At 23.9% G+C, this 24,609-nt stretch carries 16 protein-coding genes and 2 tRNA genes; 7 read left to right on the top strand and 11 right to left on the bottom strand.

The window, feature by feature from the left end; genetic code table 4:
- Positions 1 to 11: 11 nt before the first annotated feature.
- A tRNA-Arg gene (locus ACJA27_RS01255) sits at positions 12 to 88 on the bottom strand.
- An 83-nt stretch (positions 89 to 171) separates the two neighbouring features.
- On the opposite strand from ACJA27_RS01255, the gene ACJA27_RS01260 reads away from it, so the two are divergent.
- The 3 genes from ACJA27_RS01260 to ACJA27_RS01270 all read left to right on the top strand — a co-directional run bounded on the left by ACJA27_RS01260 (position 172) and on the right by ACJA27_RS01270 (position 8,215).
- A tRNA-Lys gene (locus tag ACJA27_RS01260) sits at positions 172 to 247 on the top strand.
- Positions 248 to 467: 220 nt separating this feature from the next.
- The gene (locus ACJA27_RS01265; RefSeq protein ID WP_406618183.1) at positions 468 to 3,149 is read left to right on the top strand and encodes a hypothetical protein; all 2,682 of its coding nucleotides are present in this window, start codon (positions 468 to 470) and stop codon (positions 3,147 to 3,149) included.
- Between the two features lie 32 nt (positions 3,150 to 3,181).
- Positions 3,182 to 8,215 carry a hypothetical protein gene (locus tag ACJA27_RS01270; RefSeq protein WP_406618184.1) on the top strand — a complete coding sequence of 1,678 codons (5,034 nt, stop codon included), beginning with the start codon at positions 3,182 to 3,184 and terminating at the stop codon, positions 8,213 to 8,215.
- A 49-nt stretch (positions 8,216 to 8,264) separates the two neighbouring features.
- Here the strand turns inward: ACJA27_RS01270 and ACJA27_RS01275 are convergent, their stop codons facing one another.
- The 9 genes from ACJA27_RS01275 to ACJA27_RS01315 all read right to left on the bottom strand — a co-directional run bounded on the left by ACJA27_RS01275 (position 8,265) and on the right by ACJA27_RS01315 (position 16,669).
- Positions 8,265 to 9,392, bottom strand: coding sequence for an MAG5150 family histidine triad lipoprotein (locus ACJA27_RS01275; protein ID WP_406618185.1), 1,128 nt, complete (start codon positions 9,390 to 9,392; stop codon positions 8,265 to 8,267).
- Between the two features lie 65 nt (positions 9,393 to 9,457).
- Positions 9,458 to 9,892 (bottom strand): transcription antitermination protein NusB, encoded by a 435-nt coding sequence (locus ACJA27_RS01280; protein ID WP_406618186.1) that lies wholly within the window; start codon positions 9,890 to 9,892, stop codon positions 9,458 to 9,460.
- Positions 9,893 to 9,911: 19 nt separating this feature from the next.
- On the bottom strand, positions 9,912 to 10,814 hold the full coding sequence (locus tag ACJA27_RS01285) for an ECF transporter S component (RefSeq protein ID WP_406618187.1): 903 nt from the start codon (positions 10,812 to 10,814) through the stop codon (positions 9,912 to 9,914).
- A 67-nt stretch (positions 10,815 to 10,881) separates the two neighbouring features.
- Positions 10,882 to 12,420 (bottom strand): TrkH family potassium uptake protein, encoded by a 1,539-nt coding sequence (locus tag ACJA27_RS01290; RefSeq protein ID WP_406618188.1) that lies wholly within the window; start codon positions 12,418 to 12,420, stop codon positions 10,882 to 10,884.
- Positions 12,421 to 12,487: 67 nt separating this feature from the next.
- Positions 12,488 to 12,691, bottom strand: a complete 204-nt coding sequence (locus ACJA27_RS01295) for a hypothetical protein (protein ID WP_406618189.1) — start codon at positions 12,689 to 12,691, stop codon at positions 12,488 to 12,490.
- 240 nt (positions 12,692 to 12,931) lie between these two features.
- A complete protein-coding gene (locus ACJA27_RS01300) occupies positions 12,932 to 13,924 on the bottom strand; it encodes a glycosyltransferase family 2 protein (RefSeq protein WP_406618190.1) in 993 nt (330 codons plus the stop codon).
- A 102-nt stretch (positions 13,925 to 14,026) separates the two neighbouring features.
- Positions 14,027 to 15,013: a hypothetical protein gene (locus ACJA27_RS01305; RefSeq protein ID WP_406618191.1), complete on the bottom strand. Its 987-nt coding sequence runs from the start codon at positions 15,011 to 15,013 to the stop codon at positions 14,027 to 14,029.
- Complete coding sequence (gene ffh / locus ACJA27_RS01310) at positions 15,013 to 16,356, bottom strand: signal recognition particle protein (protein ID WP_406618192.1); 1,344 nt, start codon at positions 16,354 to 16,356, stop codon at positions 15,013 to 15,015. Before ffh ends, ACJA27_RS01305 begins: the two co-directional genes overlap by 1 nt.
- Before the next feature lie 79 nt (positions 16,357 to 16,435).
- The gene (locus ACJA27_RS01315) at positions 16,436 to 16,669 is read right to left on the bottom strand and encodes a YdbC family protein (RefSeq protein WP_406618193.1); all 234 of its coding nucleotides are present in this window, start codon (positions 16,667 to 16,669) and stop codon (positions 16,436 to 16,438) included.
- Positions 16,670 to 16,863: 194 nt separating this feature from the next.
- Between ACJA27_RS01315 and ACJA27_RS01320 the strand changes: the two genes are divergently transcribed.
- Both ACJA27_RS01320 and ACJA27_RS01325 read left to right on the top strand, forming a co-directional pair.
- Positions 16,864 to 18,093, top strand: a complete 1,230-nt coding sequence (locus tag ACJA27_RS01320) for an HAD family acid phosphatase (protein ID WP_406618194.1) — start codon at positions 16,864 to 16,866, stop codon at positions 18,091 to 18,093.
- A gap of 69 nt (positions 18,094 to 18,162) precedes the next feature.
- Positions 18,163 to 19,482, top strand: coding sequence for an aminopeptidase C (locus tag ACJA27_RS01325; protein ID WP_406618195.1), 1,320 nt, complete (start codon positions 18,163 to 18,165; stop codon positions 19,480 to 19,482).
- Between the two features lie 84 nt (positions 19,483 to 19,566).
- Here the strand turns inward: ACJA27_RS01325 and gpmI are convergent, their stop codons facing one another.
- The gene (gene gpmI / locus ACJA27_RS01330) at positions 19,567 to 21,063 is read right to left on the bottom strand and encodes a 2,3-bisphosphoglycerate-independent phosphoglycerate mutase (RefSeq protein ID WP_406618196.1); all 1,497 of its coding nucleotides are present in this window, start codon (positions 21,061 to 21,063) and stop codon (positions 19,567 to 19,569) included.
- A gap of 170 nt (positions 21,064 to 21,233) precedes the next feature.
- On the opposite strand from gpmI, the gene ACJA27_RS01335 reads away from it, so the two are divergent.
- The gene (locus tag ACJA27_RS01335; protein WP_406618197.1) at positions 21,234 to 24,308 is read left to right on the top strand and encodes a lipoprotein 17-related variable surface protein; all 3,075 of its coding nucleotides are present in this window, start codon (positions 21,234 to 21,236) and stop codon (positions 24,306 to 24,308) included.
- A gap of 24 nt (positions 24,309 to 24,332) precedes the next feature.
- On the top strand, positions 24,333 to 24,575 hold the full coding sequence (locus ACJA27_RS01340; RefSeq protein ID WP_406618198.1) for a hypothetical protein: 243 nt from the start codon (positions 24,333 to 24,335) through the stop codon (positions 24,573 to 24,575).
- The last annotated feature ends 34 nt before the right edge of the window (positions 24,576 to 24,609 follow it).

The following is a 24,609-nucleotide window of genomic DNA, read 5'->3' on the forward strand; positions in this document are numbered from 1 at the left end:
AAATAAAAAAATGGCGACCAAGGGCGGGTTTGAACCACCGACACCAAACTTAGGAGGTTTGTGCTCTATCCAACTGAGCTACATGGCCGTACATATTTTTAATTATAAACTTACTACAAAAAATATTTTAAAAAAGTTTTTTGTGTTATTATAAATTAGATATTATTAAATGCGCTCTTAGCTCAGGCGGTAGAGCAAATGGCTTTTAACCATTGGGTCGGAGGTTCGAGTCCTCTAGAGCGTACCATTTGATATATTTAATTTATCACTACTTAATTACCTATTTTTTAATAGGTAATTTTTTATTTTTCAAACTATAAATAAGGTGAAAAAAATAAAATAAATGCAAATAATTTATGCTATCTGTATTTAAGCATTTTATATTACAATTTATTTATATATTAATAATATAAATTATGACTTATTTTATTAAGTTGTTATTTGTTTAATTTATGAGGGGAAAATTTATGGATAATAACAATTTCAATAATGGTCAAAATCCTATGCAACCAAATTTTGATCCAAACGCAATGATGGGACAACAACCTAACCCAATGCAACCAAATGGTCAAAATCCTATGCAACCAAATTTTGATCCAAACGCAATGATGGGACAACAACCTAACCCAATGCAACCAGGAGTAGATCCAAATATGGTGATGGGACAACAAAATCCTATGCAACCAGGTATGAATCCAAATGCAAATAATAGTTTAGCATTAGTTCAAAATCAAGGTATGGATCCTAATTCTATGTTTCCAACAACAATGATGCCTATGCCTACAAATCAATTCACTTATGAGTTAATGACTGTTCAACCTGCTTTTAATCCACAATATGCAATGTATGATCCAAATGTTGCGGAAAAAATTAAAAAGCAACAAAAGAAAAAAATTATTGCTACATCAATTGGTGTATCAGTAGGATTAGTTGTTTTAGCTGGTGGAATTACTACAGCTTCTATTTTTTTGAAACAAAAAGCAGCTAAAGATCAAAAAAATTCTGTTTTACAAGAAATTAAAAATCAAGAAAATAGTTTATCAAATTTAGTTAATTCATTAAATGAAAAACCAGAATCAGAAAAATCTGATTATTTAGCAGAATTAGGCAAACAAACTAAAGATGAAATTAGAAAAATGGTTGATGAAGTTCAAAAGTCAAATCAAATAGCAGTTATTAAAACAACTTTATCAACAATTAAAAACAAGGTTGTAGGTTATAAAGAAGAATTTGAAGGTTATTACAGACAAAAAGATTTAATTAAAAACATTAAAGATACTGAAAAATTTGAATCACGTGATAAATCTTTATGAGATTCAATCAAAGAAAGATTAAATTCAGTTGACAATAATGGTGCTTCAGGTGGATCAAGTTTTGAAAAAATTAGAAGATATTTTAAAACTAGATATGAATTGTTATGTGATGAATTAATTAAATATCTTGACTTAAAAGATGTTCAAACTACTAGAAAATTATTAGAAGCAGAAGTTCAAAAATTTAGAAATTCTCAAAATGAATATTCATTAAAATTACGTACTTTCTTAGATGAAGTTTCAAGATTACAAGATATTCATTATGCTGTTAATAGTGATAGTTCAAATTTATACCCTTCAGATTTCAATAGTAGTAATATAGATCAAGTATTTAACTTAAATGCTGAAGATACAAATATCCACAAAAAATACTATAAATCAGAAGTTGATGGTCAACCAACTTGTGATTTAATTCCTAATGATCAAACTGGACAATTAAAATTAAACATTAAATATTACTATCCATTGGATGGAACTAATGAAAAAGTTTTGGTAAGTGATAAAAGAGGAAAAGTAGTTAGTGGAGTTAAAAATAGCAAAAGTATTCAAAATACCAATGATACCCCTACATTGAATGCAACTCCTATTTTACTTTCTGAAAATCAAAAACCTGAATGAACAGAAGAAGCAGTAAACAAATTAGTTCAAGAATTTAGAAAAAAGAATGATGAATGAATTAGTCGTTTGGGTGTGAATAATTTTGAATCTAATGAAAATATTTTTAAAAATTCAGAATTATCAAAATTATTCTCAATGAAAATTGAAAATAGAACTAAGTTAAACTCTAATTTTAAATATGAAATTAAAAGTATTGATTTAGAAAGTGAAGGAAGAGTTTCTATAACTTATATTATTAAACATGAATTAATTGTTGGCTATGATGTTGAAACTAGAAAATTCATTAAAAAAACTGATTCAACTTCAGAATTACAAACTACTGTTTCAGTTAATAGTACTATCGAAGCAACAAATAACTATCATGCCAAAAAATTATTACTTGAAAAAACAAATAATGAAATTTTTGATGAAAATAATAATCAATCAATAATGTATTTTATTAAAAATACTGTAAACAAGAATTATGATAATGAAACAAAAGAAGGCCATAAAGAAATTTTTGATAGTAATTTTGATAACTATATAAAAACTCAAAAAGAATTTGTTCAATCATTTGAAAATAATAAAATAGTTGAAATTGATAAGAAGAAATGAGAAGATACTTTTGCAAAAATTTTAGCAGATTGAAAAAATAGAAAAAAAAGATATGAAGATAAAAAAGAAGTTATGAATCAATTGTGAGATTTATTAACAAACTCTAATAAAGAATGAAAATCACAAGTTTATAACCCCTCAAATTCAGATAATTACTTTAATAATAATTATCTTTTGGTTTCAGGAGATTATGAATCAAATAATTCTGGTGCTAGAAATAATTTACAAAAAGAAGCACAAGAAATTGAAAAAAAATATAAAGATTTCTTAAACTCTAATAATTATGATGAAAATACTTTAAGAAATAAAATTAATGAATTTCAAAACCAAGATTTAGTAAACTTTAAAAATAAAGTAGATAAACATAAAAACCAATCTAAAATTCTGTATGAAAGAAATAAAAAAGTTAAAGCTTGATTAACTTCTAATCAAACAAAGTATAATGAATCAGGAACTAGTGAAGAATCAAAAAGATTATATGAACAATTAAAATCTGAAAGTGAAAAAGCTAGTGAAACATTTTCTACTCAACCCGATCCAGATAAAATTGCAATTCAAGTTACTAGTTTAATGGAAATTGCTAATAAAACAAGTACACAATGAGGTTCTGTAATATTTAGTTAACAAAATTAAATATCTAATGTAAAGGAAATATTATGAAAAAGAATAAAAATCAAAATAATGTTCAACAACAAAATATGATGCAAAACCCTATGAATCCACAAGGTAATAATTTTGTTAATCCTCAATATATGCAACAACCAAATCCAATGCAAGTAAATGGACAAGATCCTATGCAAGCTTTTGCTCAAAATCAACAACCTAATCAGTTTACTCAACCAAACAATGCTTTCAATCAAAATCCAATAATGAGTCAACAACAAAATTTTGCTAACCAAAATTTAAATCAACAACCCAACCCATTAGCACAAAATAATATGCAAATGCAAAATGCTAATGTTTTTCCTAATCAAGTTCAACAACCTATGAGTCCGGATTTATCTAATGCTCCAGCATTGGTTCCTGCAACTCCACAAAATAATCCTAATAATGTTCCATCATTATATCAAGCACAAGAAATAGCACCTTATACTGGTTTTACTAATTTACCTACCTTACAACAACCACTTTTACCTGGTGTATATAATCCTGGTTATGGTATGCCTGCCCCATATAATCCAATGGGGATGACAAACAAAAAAAGTAAAAAGAATTTAATTATTGGTTTAACAGTAGGTGGTTCTTTAGCTCTTGCAGCAGCTGGTGCAGGTATTGGGGTTTGAACATATCAAGCAAATAATAAAGATAAAAATAAAACCATTGCTAAAGAAGCATTAATTGATCAAATTAATGCTGCTAAAGTTTATTTAGATAAAGCAGTCGGAAAAGAAAAATTTAATTTCATGGATAGAGATTTGAAATTAAAACTTAATGAAAAAATTGAAGAAGCAGAAAACTATTCTACCGCTTCTTATACAGATCAAAAAGGTTTTATTGAAAAAACTGAAATTTTGTTAAAAACTTTAAATGAAGTTAAGAAAGAACATGAATACAGAGAAGAAACTCGTAATGATATGCAATTTAAAGTTGAAAAAGCTAAAGAAATTTTAGATAAAGCAGCTAGTGATCCTAAATATACAGAAGTATATAGATTATTAAAAACCGATTACTATAATGCTTTAGCTTCAAATAGTAATATTGAAGAAAAATGAGAAAATTTTAAAAATAATTACGATCTTATTTCTTCAAAGAGTAATGAAGCAGAAAAACAATTAAAATCTATTGATCAAGAAATTAATTCATTAAAAAGTGTTAAAAGAATTATTGATAATACTAATTTAAAAATAAATAGTTTTCCTTCAGAAATTAATTCAGAAAAAATTAAAGGTTCATTAGATTCTAAAATTACTTCAAAATATGATATTGAAACTACCTTTTATGCAGATGATGTAACAGGTAGATTAACTATTATTGATAAATTTTACAAAGTAGTTGCTGGAATTAGAATTCTTTTTGGTACTGTTAGAACCTTTTCAGATAATGGTTTCAAAACTATTAGTTCACAATTCGATAAATATAATCAAAACTTAAAAGTTGAACCTAAAAACCACCCTGAATTGAATAAAGATATTGAACAAATTTGAAATGAAAAAATCAAAGATAATCTTGATAGAGAAGCATATACTAGAGATTTAATAAATAAATTTATTAACTTTGGTATTAAAGATAAAACTTCTGAAAATTATATTGATGATTCTATTAAAGTAGAATATGCAGGGGTTAGTTCTGTTAATAATCCAAATAGATTAAAAGCTTTAGAATTTGATCAAAATTCAAAAACCTTTACTGTTAATTATAGATTTTCAAAAATTGTTAAAGAAGCAACTGATGATAATCCTAATAAAACCACTGTTGTTTATTCAAAATGATATTCAATTAAAGGTATTGACTTTAAACAAATTATAGAAACTAATAAAAATTTAACTGATATTACTTCTATCTATAATTCTCTAAAAAAATATATCACTGATAAAATGACTATTTATAGAGAAACCTATAAAATGAACATTGAATATAAAAAACCTTATGATGATTTAGATCAAAAAATATCTCAAGTTCTTAATGATATTGATACTTACAAAAATAATAATAATTTAGATAATTTAAAATTATTATGAGGTGATCCATCTAACAATAAAGCCGCAGAAATTGATACTAAATATTTTGATCCTTATTTTACAAAATTTGAATCATATCAAAAATCAAGAAAAGCATTTACTGATGCTTGAATTACTTTACTTGCTAAAAAAGCAGAAGTAGAATTTAATAGAGGAAAACAAACTGGTAAATATTTAGCAGCGATATGAGAAAATGCTATTGATGGTTTAAAACCTATTTATGATGCTTGAAATAATAAAGCATTTGATAAAGGAGATTTAAAAAGCCCTAGATATATTGATGAAAATGAATTGCAAGATTTAACTGCCCAAATTACTTCAAGAGTTAAAACTTATGAAGCTAAAGTTAATGAATTAAAAGAATATGAAGAAAAAGTTGCTAATTTAGTAACTGAATTAAATATTGAACATAATACTTATATTACTCCTGAAAAATTAGGTAATTATAAAACTTTTATGACTTTAGGAACAAATCCAACCCAATGAGGTACATTAAACTCTAGTTCTTCTAATGAAATTGATTTTAGTAGGGATTTAATAGCTTATCAAGAAATACATAGAGATTATGTAAATATAGTTGATGCATTGTTAAAAGAAGCAGAAGGATATCAAAATAGTAGTGAAGAAAAAACTCCTTCTAGAAATCAAACTTTTTATGATAGTTTAAATGCAAGATTAGAAGAAGCGAAAAGATTAAAGGCAGCAAAAGTACAAGCAATACAAGATATTTTTACAGATATTCTAAATTGAAAAAAAGAATTTTTTAACAAAAATAATAAGTTCTGTATTGAAGATTATAAAATTATCAATTCTTCTGAATTAGATAATTATAAAGACTACATAGTTTGTTCTAAATATAGAGATGATGATAAAAATATTAACAAAGTTGAAATTGTAAAAGCAGTTGCAGGTTATGAAAATTACATAAAAGAATTTAAAACTTTTCTTGATAACGCAGCAGAAAAAATGTTTTACAACTATAAAGATCAACAAAAATCTAGTTTTTATGAATCTAGAACTTTAGCATATTTTAATGCTATTCATGAAGAATTAAATAATGCTTATACTCAATTATCAACTTCTAAAACTGTTGATGAAAGAGAACAATATGAAAAATTGTATAATGAGTATCAATTTTTAGAAAACAATTTAATTGCTATTTCTGATTCTAATAAATTATTACATAAGGAAATTACTGAAGCACTAAATGTTAAACAAACAATGGATAATTTAAGTATTAAAGAATACATTTCCAAAACAAATAATGGTAATTATCATAAAAATAATGTAAGAACCAAATTCTTTTATGAAAAAATAAAAGAATTAGTTTCTAGATTAGAAAAAGCTATTATTGGTGAAGATTCATTTAAACAATCATTAGAAAGTTATAAAAATAAAATTGAAAATGACAATATCCAAAAATTTAAATCTCTTTTAACAGATGCGGGTTTTCCAAACTCATATTGATCATATGTTACTATAGAAAATTACAATGATTCTAAATACACATCAACAACGGGACAACATAAACTTTATTTTAATGAATTGATTGCTAAATTTCAAGATAGATTAACCAAAATGCTTCAAGCATATAAAGTAGTAGAAGATGACTATAAAACAAAAGGATATGAACAAGCAAAAATAACTATGAATGATCAAATTTTTAGTAATTCTGCTGTTTTTGATTTAACTCCTTTAGATAAAGAATTAAGTGAAATTAAAGATATTTATTCAAAAATAGAAAATAGTTTAAAAATACTTAAAGAAATTCCTACAAAAAAACAAAATTCATACAATGGTTCAAAAGATCAATGAAAAAAGAAAAAATTTGAATCAATTTTTAAAGAATATGAAGCAAAAGTTAAGACAATCGAAGAAGAAACTATTAAAAAATTAATTACTTCATTAGGTCATATTTCAGATAGCGAAAATACTAATAGTCTTTATGGTGTTTTAAAAAATATTGAAACTCTTACTTCAAGTTTAAATAACACTATTAAAGAAAGAGATGAAGCTTTCCAAGCTTTTGAGTTATTAGTTGATGAAGTAAATTCTCTTATAGAAAGAAACTATACTGCTTCAGTATATGATGATATTGTTAAATCTGAAACATTAACTGATAAAGTTGATCACAATAGTAATACTGATGATTTTCCAAAAGGTATTAAAGCAAAATTAGAAGGTGCTAAAGATAGCAAAGGAAATGTTGTAGCATCTGGATTTCTTGAAATGATATACAATGATGTTTTAAATAAACAAAAAGGTCGTTATGTTTTAAGTAATGATCAAAAAGGCTATGGAAAATGATATTTTGAAAGATTAACTCATTTCTTTAATATTTTCAAAATTAAAGCTTCTATTATTCATGGTTCTCAAAGTCTTAATTGAGATGAAATTTGGAAAAAAGAATTTATGAAAATGAATTTAGAATGAAGTAAGGATGCTCCTTCTCAAAAAGATGATTTTATAAATAATGATAGTCTACAAATTCCTTCTACATTTTTAAATGTTACAGGATATGATAAAGATTTATATGATGTTTCTATTGATAGTGTATCACGTCAAGGAAAAAAATTATTAGCAACCATTTCTATAAGAACCAAAACTGGTGTTCAATATAGCCAAGGTATTTTAGAAGTACAAATAGCTCAAAAACTTAGTGGCACAAATTATCAAACTGATTGAGATCAAGAATTTATTACACAAGCTAAAAATATAACAAAATGAGAAGCGACACCAGAATTTTCATCTCAATTAAATACCGCTATAAATGAACCAACAGGAAAAATAGAACCTAAATGATTAACCCTATCTGGTTATGATAAAGATTACTTTGGATATGAAATAACTAATGTAGAACGTACAGATGAAAATACTGCTACTATTACTGTTAAATTATGAAATCAACATGGTAATGGTAATAAAGGAACTAAAATAAAAGAAGTTAAATTGAAATGTGCGTTAAAAACTGCTAATGGTTCTACTGCAAATTCAGTTTCATTTATTTCTTAAATTATTTAATTAAATTAAAATATGAACTCAAAGTAAGAGTTCATATTTTTTATAATTCAGTTCCATCAGCTAAAGATATTTTAGGAAAAATATTGTTGGTATTGGTTATTTTAAATAATTTACTTAATTCAATAAGTTGATTTTTTAAGAGTTTAAATCGTTTATTCATTAACATAAAGTAATTTTGTTTTTCTAAAGTTTTTTCTCAAGAAGTTAATTTACTTCAAGAAAAAGTATTTCACTTACTAATAATATTTTTTAAAATAACAATAAAATCTTTAATTTCTTGATTTTCATTTTTAACTAATTCTTCTAATTTAGAAATATTTAACTCATTATTAGAAGAAGCTAAATATTTATTTAATAAATGCATATTTCAATTATATTCTCAAAGCATATTCAAACTAGAATGTGAATGATTGTGTCCGCTAGCAGAAGAATTATTGTAAGTTTTGATAAGTTTATCAATTTCATTATCTTTAATTTTTTCAATTTCTTCTAAATTTTTTAAACTCTTGGGATTTGGATGCATAATTCTATTCGCTATATAGCTATAAGCTTCTTTTAAATAATTTTCAATTTCAGAAATAGGAATAATTTGCCCACTTTCAATTTTTTCTAGTCCTTCATAAATAAGAGGAACTAATTTATGAATACTTAAATTACTATTTTCATCATATTGAAAGTAGTTAGCATTAGCATTTAATTGCTGAAAAGCATCTTCTGATAAACTAACTAAACTAGTTAAGATTTTATTTAAAATACTTGGTTTTTCTTTAGTTCCTATGATTTTTTGTAATGTGTTATTAGAAGGATATTTTTGTAGTAAATCATTGATTTTCGAAGTTAAAGATTGACTATTATTTAATTTTTCATTTTCAATTAAATTAGGAATAATTTTCAAAAATGGATTAATTAGTTCTTGATAATCTTTGCTTAAATTTTCTTCAAGAGGTTTATTTAAAACTTGAAATAAAGTTTTTTGAGTATTTAATAATTCATTTTTAAATTCTTTAAGTTTAGAATATGCTTCTTGGTATTGTTCTGGAATATTACTATTTTCTTCATTTTGTTCAGATGGATTATTTTTTCAATTACATGAAACATTAAAGGTAATTAAAGGCAAAGTAATAAAACTTGATGATAAGGTTAACACAAATCATTTTTTATTTTTCATTATATAAAGTGCTTTCTACAAGTTATATATTACTATATAACTTTAAAATAATTATAAGCTTATAATTATTTGTTTAATAATTCATTTTTTAAATAATATTTATAAATGTTTTCTAAAATAGCATTTACCATTTTATATTCATTGTCTTTATCAAAATACATTTTAGTAATTTCTATAGCTTCATTAATAACTATTTTAGGTTGATCAATAATCATCATTTCAAAAGCAGCTAAAATCAAAATTGCTCGTATAAGTGGAGAAATACGATTTCATTGTCAATTATTATTTAAAAATAAAGAAATAGTTTCTTTAAAAAAATTATAGTTTTTGCTAATAGCTTCTATTTTTTTAAAAGCTTCATTAGAAAGTTCTTTTTCTTCTTCAAATAATTTATCTAAAAGAATGTTTTTTTCTAAAAGTTCATATTTGTAAAGAACATTGATAATTTCAATTCTTATTTTTCTACTTTTGGTTAAATGATTATTTAAAACTTCATTCATAATTATTTAATTATATAAATTAATAAGAAACTTTGTTATTTTTATCTAGGTATTTTTCTTTTAATATCTCTACTACATTAAAAATAGGAGTGGCAATTACAGTATAAATAGGTATAGTAAAAAGGCTTTTAATAATAATAGGATAAGTAAATAATAAATAATGTTCTTTAATAGACATAGGATTAGGACTTTGTGGTGCTTTAATTTTATTAAAATAATCAATGTAAAGCATAGAACCAAAAGTTCATCTAAAAATTACAATAATAAAAATAATTAAACTAAAAATTAATAAATAATTTTTTCATTTTTCTTTTTGAGTTTTTTTATAAATAACAAAAAAAGCAATCACAGTTAAAAGAGCAAAAAGAATATAAATACTCATAATTATGATGATAATACTAATAGAAATGGGATATTTATTACCTTTTCTAGAAGTTTGTAAAAAGATTCGTCCATTATTAGAAAATTTTAATAAGGTTAAAATAGCAATACTTATAGCTAAAGTAATTACAAAAATTGGAAATATTAGTTGAAAATATTTATTTTTTTTAAATAAATATACAAATAAAAAACTAATAATAGGAATAGAGATTGATACTAAGGCATATCCATAATATCATAGTCCTATAGTTCCACCAATGAGCATATTTAAAACATCTCCCATAAAAGCAAGCAAAGCCCCTTTAAAAGGTCCTAAAATTGCTCCGTAGATAATGTAGAATAGAAATTCTAAATCTAAGGGAATAATTCTTAAAATTGTCATTCTACTAATTACCATTGTAATTAATTGAATGGATAAAAAAATACCACAGATAGCTATATCTAAACTAGTAAATTTAAAAGATTTGATAATGTTATTTACAAAATCTTTTCTTTTGTTGATTTTATTGTCTAAATTCTGTTCATTATTTTCTATGTTCATAAGTAGCCATATTATAAGGCCACACAATTTTTTTTATTAAAAAAAATGAATTTTTTTAAATTCATTTTTATCCAATAGCAATATTTTCACTAACATATTCATATTTATATGAATAATTTTTCTTTTTACCTCACACAAGTAAAGTAGAACTAACCCCAAATTGTCCTATAAACATTAAAATTAATAAAGTTATTTTAGAAGGTATGTTTAATTTAGGAGTAATTCCAGTGGTTAAACCTGAAGTACCAAAGGCAGAAGAAGCTTCAAAAATTAAATCTAAATAACTAAATTGATTGCTATCAATTGAACCACCATAAGTATTAAAACTAGTTGCTAAGATTAAGGAAACAAAAAGGACTAAAAAGTTACTTAAGATTAAAACTAATAAAGACATTTTAGTATTTTCATCATCAATTTTGCGTTTAAAAACTCTTACAGATGGACGACCAAAGATTTTTGAAAAAATAGTTAAAATTACAACACCTAAAGTAGTAGTTCTAATTCCACCACCAGTAGAAGCAGGTGCTGCTCCTATAAACATTAAAACTGAAAAAATTAAAATAGTACTTTTTGTTAAATCAGATAATTCAATAGTTGAAAAACCAGCAGAACGAGTAGATAAGTTCATAAAAATTAAAGCTCAAATTTTTTGTAGTTTACTTCCATATTTATTTGATTTAAAAAATTTATCAGGATCAGAATTTAGAATTTCAAAAGGGGTAGTAATTAAAAAACCAAAAATTAAAACTAAAAAGTAAGTAGATAATGATATTTTAGTAAATAAACTTCATTTAAAATTTTGTATTTTTTTATCTTTTAAAATCTTTGCTTTAAAAAATAAAACTAAATCATAAATAACAGGATATCCCAAACCACCTATAAAAAGTAAGATAACAAAAATAATTTGTAAACCATAATTACCATAATAAGGCATTAAAGAATGAGAACTAATAATATCAAAACCAGCATTATTGATAGCAGAAATAGAATGAAAAAACCCATATCTAAATGCTAATGATCAATTACCTTTAGGGTTTAAAAAATGATATTCAGGATTAGTTTCTCATAAAGCATCAATTCTTGTGGTAGCATTAGGAGTAACAATATAAAAATAAAAAGTTAAAATAAATCCAGAAATGAAAGTAGTAGAAATTAAAAAAATTAAAGAAGAAAAAATTAATTTAGAAGTATGTCCATAGTTACCACCGCGTTCATAACTAACTAACTCTACATCAGATAATTGATTCTTTCTTTGAAAAAGAAAATTAACAATAAAAATTTTAAGAGCAAAAAACCCCAAACCACCTATAAAAATCATAATAGCAATAACTGCTTGTCCAAAAATAGATCAAGTTTTATAAGTGTTAACGGTAGTTAATCCTGTATCACTGAAAGCAGAAATAGTAGTAAATAAAGTATCTAAAAAAGAAACTTTTATACCCTTTTGATAAGATATAGGAGTTAATAAAACTAAAGAAGCAGAAATAATTAATAATAAATATACAATGAATATATATTTAACTTTGGTTGTGTTTTGCTTTCAGATTTTAAATTTTATTCAAATATTTTTAAAAAAAAGTTTAACCTTATTTTTATTGTTATTCATAACCTTTATATTTTACTTATATTTATTTATTTTATAAATAAATTAATTTACAAAGTACAATGAAAAATTACTTATTATTTTTATTATATTCTTTAATTTCTTTAATATGAAATGATTTAAGCATTTTAGCATCTGTTTTTAATTCTTTTATATCTTCTTTAATATTTTTTTTGTCCTCTTGAATAGGTTTTAATCTTTCATCAAATTTTTTATCAAAAACATCACTAATAATATTAGTTAATTCTTGAATGGTTAAATTTCCCACTGTCATATGAGGCTCCTTTATGGTTTTGGGACCTTTTAAATCATCTAGTTTACAAATTGCTTTATATTCTAAAAGATTTTCCTTTTGTTTTAATTCTACAACATATATAGGATGTTGATAATTTTTATATCATTGAGAAATTGAGTTTTGGTGATTTTTTTATACATAAATTTACCTCCACTTATATATGTCCACTTTTTGCAAAAACATCAAAAAAAATTTAATTAATTTAAAAAATAGGAATTTTTAATTTTTTTTAAATAAAAATTTGACTAAAAAAATTGGTAAATCAGAAATATGATGATATTTTATTTTAATATCAAAATCTTGATAAATATCAAGAATTTCTAAATAAATATTATTTATAAAAGACTTAAATTCTTTTTTTAAGTCTTTATTTTTAATATTTAAATAATAAACACTTATTAAAGACAAATGTTCCATAAAAACATTATTGATTATTTTATTTAAATCATTAAAACTTAAATTATTTTTTAAATTACTAGAAATAATTTTTACATTTAATTCATAAGCTTTATTTATTTGAATTATCTTGTTTTGATAATTTTGATCAAAACAAGATAATGAATTATTTTTTCGGTGATAAATTATTGAATATAAATTTATTTTTTTAAAATTTTTACATTTTGAAAATAAATTTCCCATTTCAGCAATATCTTCATAATTTTTTATTTTTCCAAAATTTGCATTTGCCTCTTTTAAAAAATTTAATCTAAAAAAATGTCCTCATGAAAAAATGGTAGTTTCTGAATAATATTGAATAGCGGTTGGTTTAATTTTTAAGCTTTTAACCATATTATTGATTATAGGTTTTCCTAATTTATAATCAAATTTATATTTAAATTGAGTTGATAAGATATCTAAATTATTTTTTAAATGTTTAGCAGCTTTTTCAATAATCTTTGGGTTGACTAAATCATCATCACTATCGATAAAAAAAACAAATTCACCTTTTGCTTCTTTAATTAATTTATCTCTGGATATTCCTATACCTACATTAGGATAAGAATTTATGTATCTTATTCTAGAATCGTTTTTAGAAAGTTCTTTTAATATTTTTTCTGTATTATCAGTAGAAGCATCATTGTGAAAAATAATTTCTAAATTTTGATAGGTTTGATTTAAAACGGTTTTTATAGAAGAATTAAAATCATTTTCACTATTATGAACAGGAATTAAAATTGAAATTAGAGGCAAATAATTAGTTTTGTTTTTCATAGTTATCTTATTATAACTAATTAAAGAAATCAAAATAAAAATACATATAGCAAACCAATTTGAAGTAGATAAAAAAACTTGCAAATAATTGAATTTGCAAGTTTATTGATTATCTAATTCAAAATCTATATTTTCATTATCTAAATCTTCTTTATTAGAATAATTAATAAGAGCTTTTTTAGGTTTATATAATCTTCAATGTTTGATATTAAAGAATTTTCTAAAATTATCTGATTTTTTGATTTTAAAAATTCAAAAGTTATCAATTTTATTGATATAAATTTTATCTTGTAAGCAATATGTAATACCTGAAAGAGTTTCTCAAAATAAGCAAAAACTTAAATATACTAAGGAAGTTAAAGGTCATAAAGAAGGTTTATTTTTAAATAAAGGTAACCCATTTGATTCATTTGGGGCTATAAAAAAGAAATTACTTCTTCATTCTTTTGGAGCAAATTTAAGTGTAACAATGTTAATGATAAATCCTATAGAAGCAAAAAATACAATGAAGGAAATTCTAAATATAGAATCATAAATAGTAAATCTAATTTGTTTAATAGAAGAAATTACCATTGGAAAAATTAAAATAAAAAGGTGAATTAAAAGAAAATCTCAAAATAAATATGAATCAATACCAACGGATTTTGGCATTTCTCTAACGATAAGCGCTATAGAAGCAGCAACTGTTGAAAAAGGAGTTATATAAGGAATATATTCAATTTTGTTAAAAATAATTAAACCGGTAATTAAAATCAAAATTAAACGACAAAATTGTAAAGGAATTGCTTCTCAAATGCGCCCATAACTTTTATCAACTACTCATATTGTTCTTAATATTTGCATAAATAAAAGAATAAGAGATACAAAAATTAAATAATATCTTTGAATCTTTTTAGTTCCATCATCACTAGTTTTAAAATGATCATGAATTGTTCTTCTAAAAACTCATATTAGAAAATATGCTATAAAAGCAAAGGCAATAATGGTTCAATATAAATATTTATCCATTCCAAAATAACCATGTAAAGGATTACCTGTGCCATCATAATTTCAAAATGGATTTTTAAAAATAGGTGGTTTATTATGCATTATTTAATCACTCCTGATAAATCTCCAAATCCCCCAGATTTAATTTTTTTAAGCATTTCTTGCATATTTTTTACCATTGCATCATAATCATTTAACAAACGATTAAACTCTTGAGGACTTCTTCCTGAACCTTTTAATATTCTTTCCTTACGAGAAGCATTTCTTAAAAGTTTGGGATTTTTTCTTTCTTTAGCAGTCATAGAGGAAATAATTATCTCATAAATTGCCATTTTAGCTTCTGTTTTATCAACTTGATCATCAGATATTTTATTAGCTAGACCTGGGATAAGTTTGATTAATTTAGACATTTTACCCATTTTTTTAATTTGAGCTAAATTATTCATCAAATCATCTAAAGAAAATTCTCCCTTAATCAATTTAGCAACTAAATTATTAGCCATTGAAGGGTCAATATTTTCTTCTGCTTTTTCAATTAAAGTTTTGACATCTCCCATTCCTAGGATTCTATCAGCCATACGCTCTGGATAAAATAAATCAAGATTAGATATTTTTTCACCAGTACCAATGAAACGAATTGGTAAATCTAATACTTTAGTGATACTTAAAGCAGCCCCACCTCTTGCATCTGAATCTAGTTTAGTTATAAGACTACCAGTTAATTTTAATTTATCATTAAAAGCGTTAGCAACATTAATAATATCTTGACCTGATAGAGCATCAGCTACAAAGAAAATTTCATTTGGGGAAGAAATTTTTTTTAAATCAAATAATTCATTCATTAAAGGTTCATCAATAGCTAAACGTCCAGCAGTATCAATAATAATTAAATCATTTTTGTTTTCATTAGCAACTCTTAAAGCATTAGTAACAATTTGTTGGGCAGAAGTATTTATTCCTTCTTCATAATAATCTACTTGAATACTTTTAGCAAGTGTAATTAACTGCTGAATAGCAGCGGGACGATAAATATCAGCAGCAATTAATATAGGTTTTTCACAATAGTTCTTTTTTCTAAAATAATAAGCTAATTTGGCAGCAGCAGTTGTTTTACCCGAACCTTGTAATCCTGTCATCATTATGATGTAAGGTTTAGAAGTAATTTTTAATTCTTGAACTTGTCCACCTAAAATATTAACTAATTCTTCATGAACAATTTTAATCATTTGCTGAGAAGCGTTTAAAGAAGAAACTAAATTAGAATCTAAAGTTTTTTGTTTAACATTAGCGATAAATTCTTTAACCACTTTTAAATTAACATCAGCTTCTAAAAGGGCTAATTTAATATCTCTTGTAACTTCTAAAATATCTTCTTCTTTTACAACAGTTTTTTTAGCCATTTTAGCAATAGATTTTTGAATTCTATTTTCCAAAAAATTTAACATTTAATTCCTCCTTATTTTTTGTTTAACAAAAATAAAAATGTGAAAAAAGATATTTTCCACATTTTAATTAAATTAAAAATTAAATTTCCATTTTGTTTAAAACATCTTTTAAAGCAATTAATTCATCTTTGGTTAAGGTTATTCCTTTTGATACTTTTTGGTGATCCGAACTTCAATCACGAATATCATATTTAGGATTTGAACCATTTCATGAAACTAAATTAATTTCTTTTTTATATCCATTAGCTGCTTCTGAAAGAATACCAATTTCTTGAACAATTGTGCTTGTTATTTCAGTTTTTTTAGTTGCCATTTTTTCTCCTTGGTAAGAACCATCATTACTTAATATAAATAAAATATTTTTATATATATTATATATACATATTATTTTATATATAATAAATAATTAATAAATATAAGTATGCTTGATTACCTATTTTGTTAGCTTTTTTAAACAAAATAAACTATTTTAAGCAATATTAACAAATTATAAAATGGAGAAAAAATATGAAATTAAATAAAAGAATATTGTTTGGTGGATTAGCTTTAGCTAGTGTTGCCCCAATGATTTCCTTATCTGCTGCTTGTGTTAATGAAAATAAAGCAGAACCTAAAAAAGAATTTACTTATCAAGATTTTTTAACTTTTTTTCAAGAAAAATTTCCTACTTTAACAGATGCTCAAAAACAAGAATTTGTAGATTCATTAGATACTAAAAATATTTTAACTCAACAACAAAAAGTTGAAATTATCCAAAAATTAAATAAAAATGCCGGAAAAATTGGTTCTGTAGTTTGATTTGTTAAATCAGCAGAAGCTAAGGTGGCTCAATTACAAAGCTATGCTTTAGCAAAAGCTGCTTTTGATAATTTAATTAAAAATGCAGAAAATAAATTTGATTTAACTAAAGTTAATCATACAACTGGTTCAGTAACTAATCCAGAAAATGGTAAGTTTATTCCTGCTGTATTTATGGATATTGATGAAACTGTTTTTGCTAATGATTATTCAGAAGCTAAATCTATGAGAGATGGATTTAAACCTAGTGATAAAGAACAATATGATATTAAAGGAATAAGAAAAGCTATTCCTGGAGCTATTGATTTTATCAATTATGTTTTTGAAAAAGGTGGACAAGTATTCTTTAATTCAAATATGAACCAAAAGAAAGAAGTTATTGAAGGTTTAAAGAAAAACTTAGAAAGAGCTGGAGTTAAAAAACAATATATTAAAGATTGAATGTTTTGATTGAAACAAGTTAATCCTATTAAAGGTGAAAATTCTTATGATGATGCCCCATGAATGCAAATGAATGGAAGACAAAATATTTCTAAAAATACAAGAATGAATGCTATGAGTGATAACACCGAAGGATGAAACTTTAAAAAATCTGATGCTAATTCCGGAGATAAAGTTAAATTAAGAGTTACTATGAAAATAGGTGATGACTTTAATGATTTCTATGATGATGCTTATAAATATTTACCAATGGAAGAAAGAAATAAATATATTGATACTATTAAAGAACTTTTAACCAAAGTTGAGGGAACTAAAGGTAAAAGATATGATAATAAAACAAAAACTTTTACTGAATTAGAATGACAACAATTTTTAGTTCAAACTCCAAGTAACGCAATGTATGGTGGTTGAGAAAAACAACTTAACTATGGTGAATATAAAACATTATGAGAACAAATAGAAAAAATTATTAATGATCCTCAAGATTTAAAAGAATAAAAATTTTATTTAAACTTGTGATTTTAAATATCACAAGTTTCTTTATCTAACTATAAATAAGGAGAAAAAATGAATATAGATAAAAATTTATTAGAAAATTTTGCTAAAAAATATGCTAAAGATAAAACTAATTTAATTATTCAAAATGCAGTTGCTAAAGTTGGACCTAATGAAGTTTCTTTTAATAACGAAGTATTAAGAAATCATAGCTTTCAATTTTCAGTAGAAACAAAAAAAGCCGGAATTACCAATCAAAAAAAATCAGGTAGATGTTGAATTTTTGCTACTTTCAATGTTATGAAAACAAAAATTCTAGAATCTTTAAAGGTTGAAGAATTTGAATTTTCACAAAATTTTATTCATTTTTATGACAAATTAGAAAAAGCTAATAGTTTATTTAATATTGCTATTGAAAATCCAAGTTTTACTATTGATACTCGTTTATTTACAACTTTATATAAAGATCCAGTAAGTGATGGTGGATATTGAGGTTTTATTCCTAATTTAATTTCTAAATATGGAATTTGTCCAAAATCTGCAATGCCTGAAACTTTTAGTTCAAGTAATACTTACCAAATGAATACTATTTTACATTATGTTACTATTAACACTATTGTAGATATTAAAAAAGCTCAAGAAAATAAGGAATCATCAGAAAGTATTTTAAAAATTAAAAATGATGGTTTATATACTATTTATCAAGTGCTAGTAAAATCTCTTGGAATGCCACCAAAGAAATTTACTTATGAATACCGTGATAAAGATAAAAATTATCAAAAAATAGAAAATATTACTCCTTTAGATTTTCTTAAAAAATATACTGATAGCGAATATTTAGATTTAGTAGATTTAGTAGATGATCCACGTCCTGAACATGCTAAAAATTCAACTATTAATTACAAATATTGAAAATCAGTTTCAGAAGCTCCTGTAGTTAATAACATCAATGTAACATTAGATGTTATGAAAAAAGCAACTATTGCATCTTTAAAAGATAATAAACCTGTGTGATTTGGTTGTGATGTGGGTGCTTATTCTGATAATAAAACTGGAATTTTTGATACTAAATTATTTAATTATGAAGAAGTATTTAATTTCCAAAATAAATTAAATAAAGAAGAAAGAGTAAGATATTTTGTTTCTCCTGTTAGTCATGCTATGGCTTTTGTAGGAGTTAATTTAGATGATAAAGGTAATCCTATAACTTGAGAAGTAGAAAATTCATGAGGTGATGAAGTAGGTAAAAAAGGTTATTACTCAATGACTGATGAATGATTTGATAAATATAATTTTGAAGTTGTAGTTAACAAAAAATATGTAGATCAATCAATTTTAGAAGAAGCAAAAGATAAAATTATTGAATTAGAACCTTGAGATCCAATGGTTTAAAATTAAAAAAAGTATTTCTTGTTATTGGAAATACTTTTTTTAATTTTTGTTTAATAATCTTTAATTATTGAGAAGCAATAATTATTATTTAATAATTAAAGATTTTTCATCCATTTCTTTAGGTTGTTTAACTCCAATATATTCTAAAATGGTTGGAGCAACATTGGCTAATTTTCCATCTGTTAATTTTAAACTTTTATCACTAGAAATGAACATTACTGGACTAGAAGTATGTTTAGTTAAATGATTACCATGGATATCTTCAGTTAATTCAGCATTTCCATGATCAGCGGTAATGAAGAAAGTAACATTATTTTGTTCTGCTCAATCTTTAATTCTTTTAATTTGTGTATCTAAAAATGAAACTGCTTCAATAGTAGCATTTAAATCACCTGTATGGCCAACCATATCTGGATTAGCATAATTCATAATAGTTACATCATAATTAAGAGCATTTTTTAATAATTCATCAGTTATTTCTTTTGCAGACATGTGTGGAGCGTCAGCATAACTTTCTACTTTTAATGATGGAACCATAATTCTTTTTGAATTTTTAAATTCAATATCATTTCCACCATCCATAAAGTAAGTAACATGGGCATATTTTTGGGTTTCGGCAAGTCTTAATTGTGATTTATTTGCTTGTTCTAAAACCCTTCCAATTGGCATATTGATTTGCATTTCTTCATATGCAACTATAGTTTTAATTCCTTCGTATTTCATCATTGAACAGAATTTGTTAATTTTAACTGGATTCATTGGAGTATTAGGATATAAAGAAGAACCAATAAATAAATGAGTCATTTGTCTTGCTCTATCAGGTCTAAAGTTAAAGAAAATAATTGAATCATTGTTTTTTATTAAATTTGCTTGAGGATTAAAAGCGGGAATTAAAAATTCATCAGTAATATTTTCTTGATATTGTTTATCTAGATAAGCTAAAACATTATCAAAGTGATTTCCATCTTTACCTATTAGAGCATTATAATGTTTTTCTACTCTATCAAACATTGAATCACGATCCATACCATAAAATCTTCCACCAATAGAAGCGATTTGATAATTATATTTATCACAAATACTTTGTAATTTTTCTAAGGAAGATTTAATAGATTTAGGTGCCACATCACGTCCATCACCAAAAGCATGAATAGAAACTTTTTTAAGTCCATATTCATATGCAGCATCTAATAAATAAAATAAATGATCTTCTAATGAATGAACTCCTCCAGGACTTAGCAATCCCATTAAGTGTAAAGTAGAATTATTAGTTTTTACATCTTTAAAAACTTCTAAAAATTGTTCATTGTTTTTAAAGGTATTATCTTTAATACTTTTATTAATAAGAGATAATCCTGTATAAACTATAGTTCCAGCTCCAATATTCAAATGTCCTACTTCAGAATTACCCATTTGTCCTTCTGGAAGTCCAACATATTGACCACTAGCTTGTAATTTACTATTAGGATAATTAGCAAATAAATCATCAAAAGTAGGTGTTTTTGCTAATTTAAAACCATTTCCAACTTTTTCATCTCTTAACCCTAGACCATCAATAACAATTAAAATTGTTTTTTTCATTTTCTCTCCTTAAAATAAGCATAATAAAGAAAAAATATTTATTTTCATAATTTAAGTTTTTTAACTATAAAACCTTATGAAAATATTAACATTTAGACCCTATTAAACTAACTTTGTAATAAAATTAATACATCTTAAATTATTATAAATTAAATAGGAGACAATTTTGTATGAAAAAGAATAAATTTAAACTGTTAACAATTTTAGGTTCAGTAACATTGTTAACATTACCAGCTTCTCTTTCTTCTAAATGTAAAGATGATAGTAAACCAAAAGAAAAAGCTGAAAATTTTGATGAACAATTAAATAAAATTAAAGCTGATGTTAATAATAAAAAAGATATTTTAGCTAAAAATGTAACATTAAACGATGTTAAATTTTCTAATTATGATCAAGAAAAATATGGTGTAAAAGTAATTGATATTAAAGCTAAAGATCAAACATTAGAAGTTAAATTTAGATTATTTAATAAAAAATCACAAAAAGAAAGCACTGAAAAAGTTATTACTATTTCAGGTTTTAAAAAAGAACAAAATTTAACCCCTACTGATGAATTTGTGGCAGAATTACAAAAAATTACAGTTGATGTAGAAAATAAAACAAATATTTTAGCAAAGGATATTAAACCTGAAGATTTAAAATTTGAAAACTATGATTCTAATAAATATAATGTGAAAGATATAAAAATTGAAGTAAAAGATGAAAAAACTATTTTAGTTAAATTTAAATTAGAAAATAAAACTACTAAAAAAACTAGTGTCGAAAAAATTTTAGAAATTAGCGGTTTTAAAGAAACAACTACAAAAACTCCACAACAATTATTAGAAGAAGAATTAGCTAAAGTTAAAGTTGATGTAGAAAATAAAACAGAAAAATTAGCTAAAGATATTAAACCTGAAGATTTAAAATTTGAAGGTTTTGGTGCAAATTATGAAATTTCTGCAAAATCAGTACAAAAAATAGATGGACAAGACAAAATTAAAGTTACTTTTAAATTAAAAGTTAAAGATTTAGATTTAACTTCTGAAGAAAAAACTTTAGAAATTGATGGATTTAAGCACGAAGAAACTCCAACTGAATTATTAAATGCACAATTAGAAAAAGTAACAGTTGATGTTGAAGGAAAAGCTACTAAATATGCTAAAGATATAAATACTACAAACTTAAAATTTGAAAACACTGGTGATACAGAAACTTATGAAGTTGTAGATCAAAGTGTTACAAGAGTAACTAATGAAGATGCAGTTTTGGTTAAATTTAAATTAAAAGATAAAAAACATAATTTAACATCAAATGAAAAAGAAATCAAAATTTCTGATTTCTTACATGAAAAAACTCCTATTGAAATTTTAGATGAAGAAGCTGCGAAAGTAAAAGTAGATGTAGAAAATAAAGCAACAAAATTTGCTAAAGAAGTTGTTTCAAGTGATTTAAAATTTTCTAATTATGAAGAATCAAAATATGAAATTACTTATCAAAAAATTGAATTAGTTCCTAATGAAGATGCAATTATTGCTAAATTTAAATTAAAAGACAAAAATGGAACTTTAGAATCTTCATATAAAGAAGTAAAAATTACAGGATTTAAACATCAAATTACAAAAGATGAATTTAAAGAAATAGTAAAAAAGATTAGTTTTACAAATAAAGATCATCAAGATAATTCTAATTTTGATGAATATGATGCAGATGAATTAACTCAAGACATTTTAAAAAATAAACTTGAATGGTTATTACCTAATTCTCAGAATCCAAGTGAATGAAAAAAAATAGCAGATGAAGGAATTAATATTAAAAGTATAGAATATACTCATTCTTCTGCAACTAATTCTGAAATTAATAAAGGTACAAGAGAATTTAAGGTAACTTTTGAAAAAGATGGAATTGAAGAATCACAATTATTTGATATTAATTGTCATAAAACTGATTTAGAACTTATCAGAAAACAAGAACCGTTAGCACAAGATATTTTTGAATTTCAAGGTGATATGAATACATATTCATTCTTAAATAAATTAGAAGAATTAGAACAATCAAGTGATAAAACATTAATATATGATGTTTCATCACATACTTTAAAAAGTTTTAATGATTTTAAATTTAAAATTAAATCATCTGCTCTTTTAAATAAAAAAACTACTTTTTTATCAAGTGTTAATCCTATAAATGAAAAAAGTGCTTTGTTTAGTTATGATAAAGCAACTAAAAAAATTACTATTTCATATTATTTAGGTAAAGATGATACAAAATCAAGTAATAAAAGACAAGGTAAAAAATTAATTACTTCTACTATTTCTGTTGCTAATAATTTAATTAGTAAAAGTGAATTAGATGAATATGCAAACAATAATAAATTAGAATATCCTGATACAACTAACACTATAAAAGTATCAGATTTTGAACAAAATAAATTAAAATTAAAACAAGGAATAGTTGATAAACAAATAAATTTTGAAATAACAGAATTCACTAAAAATGAAGCTGAAAATAAAGTTACTTTTAAATATAGATATATAGCACAAGACTCAGAAGGAACAAAAATTTATAGTGAATTTAAAGAACAAGAATTTAATGATTTTGTTAAAAATGTTCTAAGTGATGAATTAGCAAAAATATCAAAAGTAACTTATGAAGAAGCTTCTACTCATTTAGCTTCTGAAAATTTAGAAGTTTCTAAATTTAAGTTATTAAATTCATCAAATAATGAAGTTAATTTCGATAGTTCTATAACAAAAGAAATTTCTATTGTTCAAGGAAGTGCTAACAATAATACTGGTACTTTGAAGGTTAAAGTTACTCTTAAACAACAAGATAAACAAATTTCAAAAGAATATGAAGTTTCTGGTTTTAAAACTCAAGCAACAACTTTTGATCAAGAATATGTAAATAAATTGAAAGTTAATTTAAAGGATACTTTAGACAAATCACAAACAATGCCTTCTCAGGTAAAAGAAAATGATATTGAAATAATTGATACAGAAGGTTTATTACCATCATTAACAGTTCAAAAAACATTAGAAGCTAATGATGAAAAAGGTACTTTAAAAGTAACTATTAAAGTTTCTAATGCTCAAAATCAAAGTTTTACAAGAGTTGTAGAATTTAATGATTTAAAACAAAAAGAAAAAACAGAAGATCAAATGTTAGATGAGATGATTCAAGATTTTACAAACAGTATAGAAAATGTTTTTAAAAATATAAACAAAGAAGATTTTGATGCTATTAAAACTATAACTATGCCATAAACAAAAAAATATGATGTTACCATAATGAATGGTTCTTTATTATATGGTAGAACTCAAGGCGAAGCGGATAAACCATTAAGAATTAATTTTCAAGATAAATATAAAAATTCTAAATATTTAGAAGTATTTAAAAAACATATTTGTGCTTATAATGGAAAAAATGGTAAAGCAACAAAAGTTATAAAGAAAACAATGAGATGAGAATTTGGAATTAAAGATTCTAATAAAACACTTCACCAATTTGAATGACAACTTAAATCAGAATAATCAAATAAAGATTCAAAAATACCAAATCATAACC

Source organism: Mycoplasmopsis lipophila, from assembly GCF_045276895.1.
Taxonomy (GTDB): domain Bacteria; phylum Bacillota_I; class Bacilli_A; order Mycoplasmatales; family Metamycoplasmataceae; genus Mycoplasmopsis; species Mycoplasmopsis lipophila.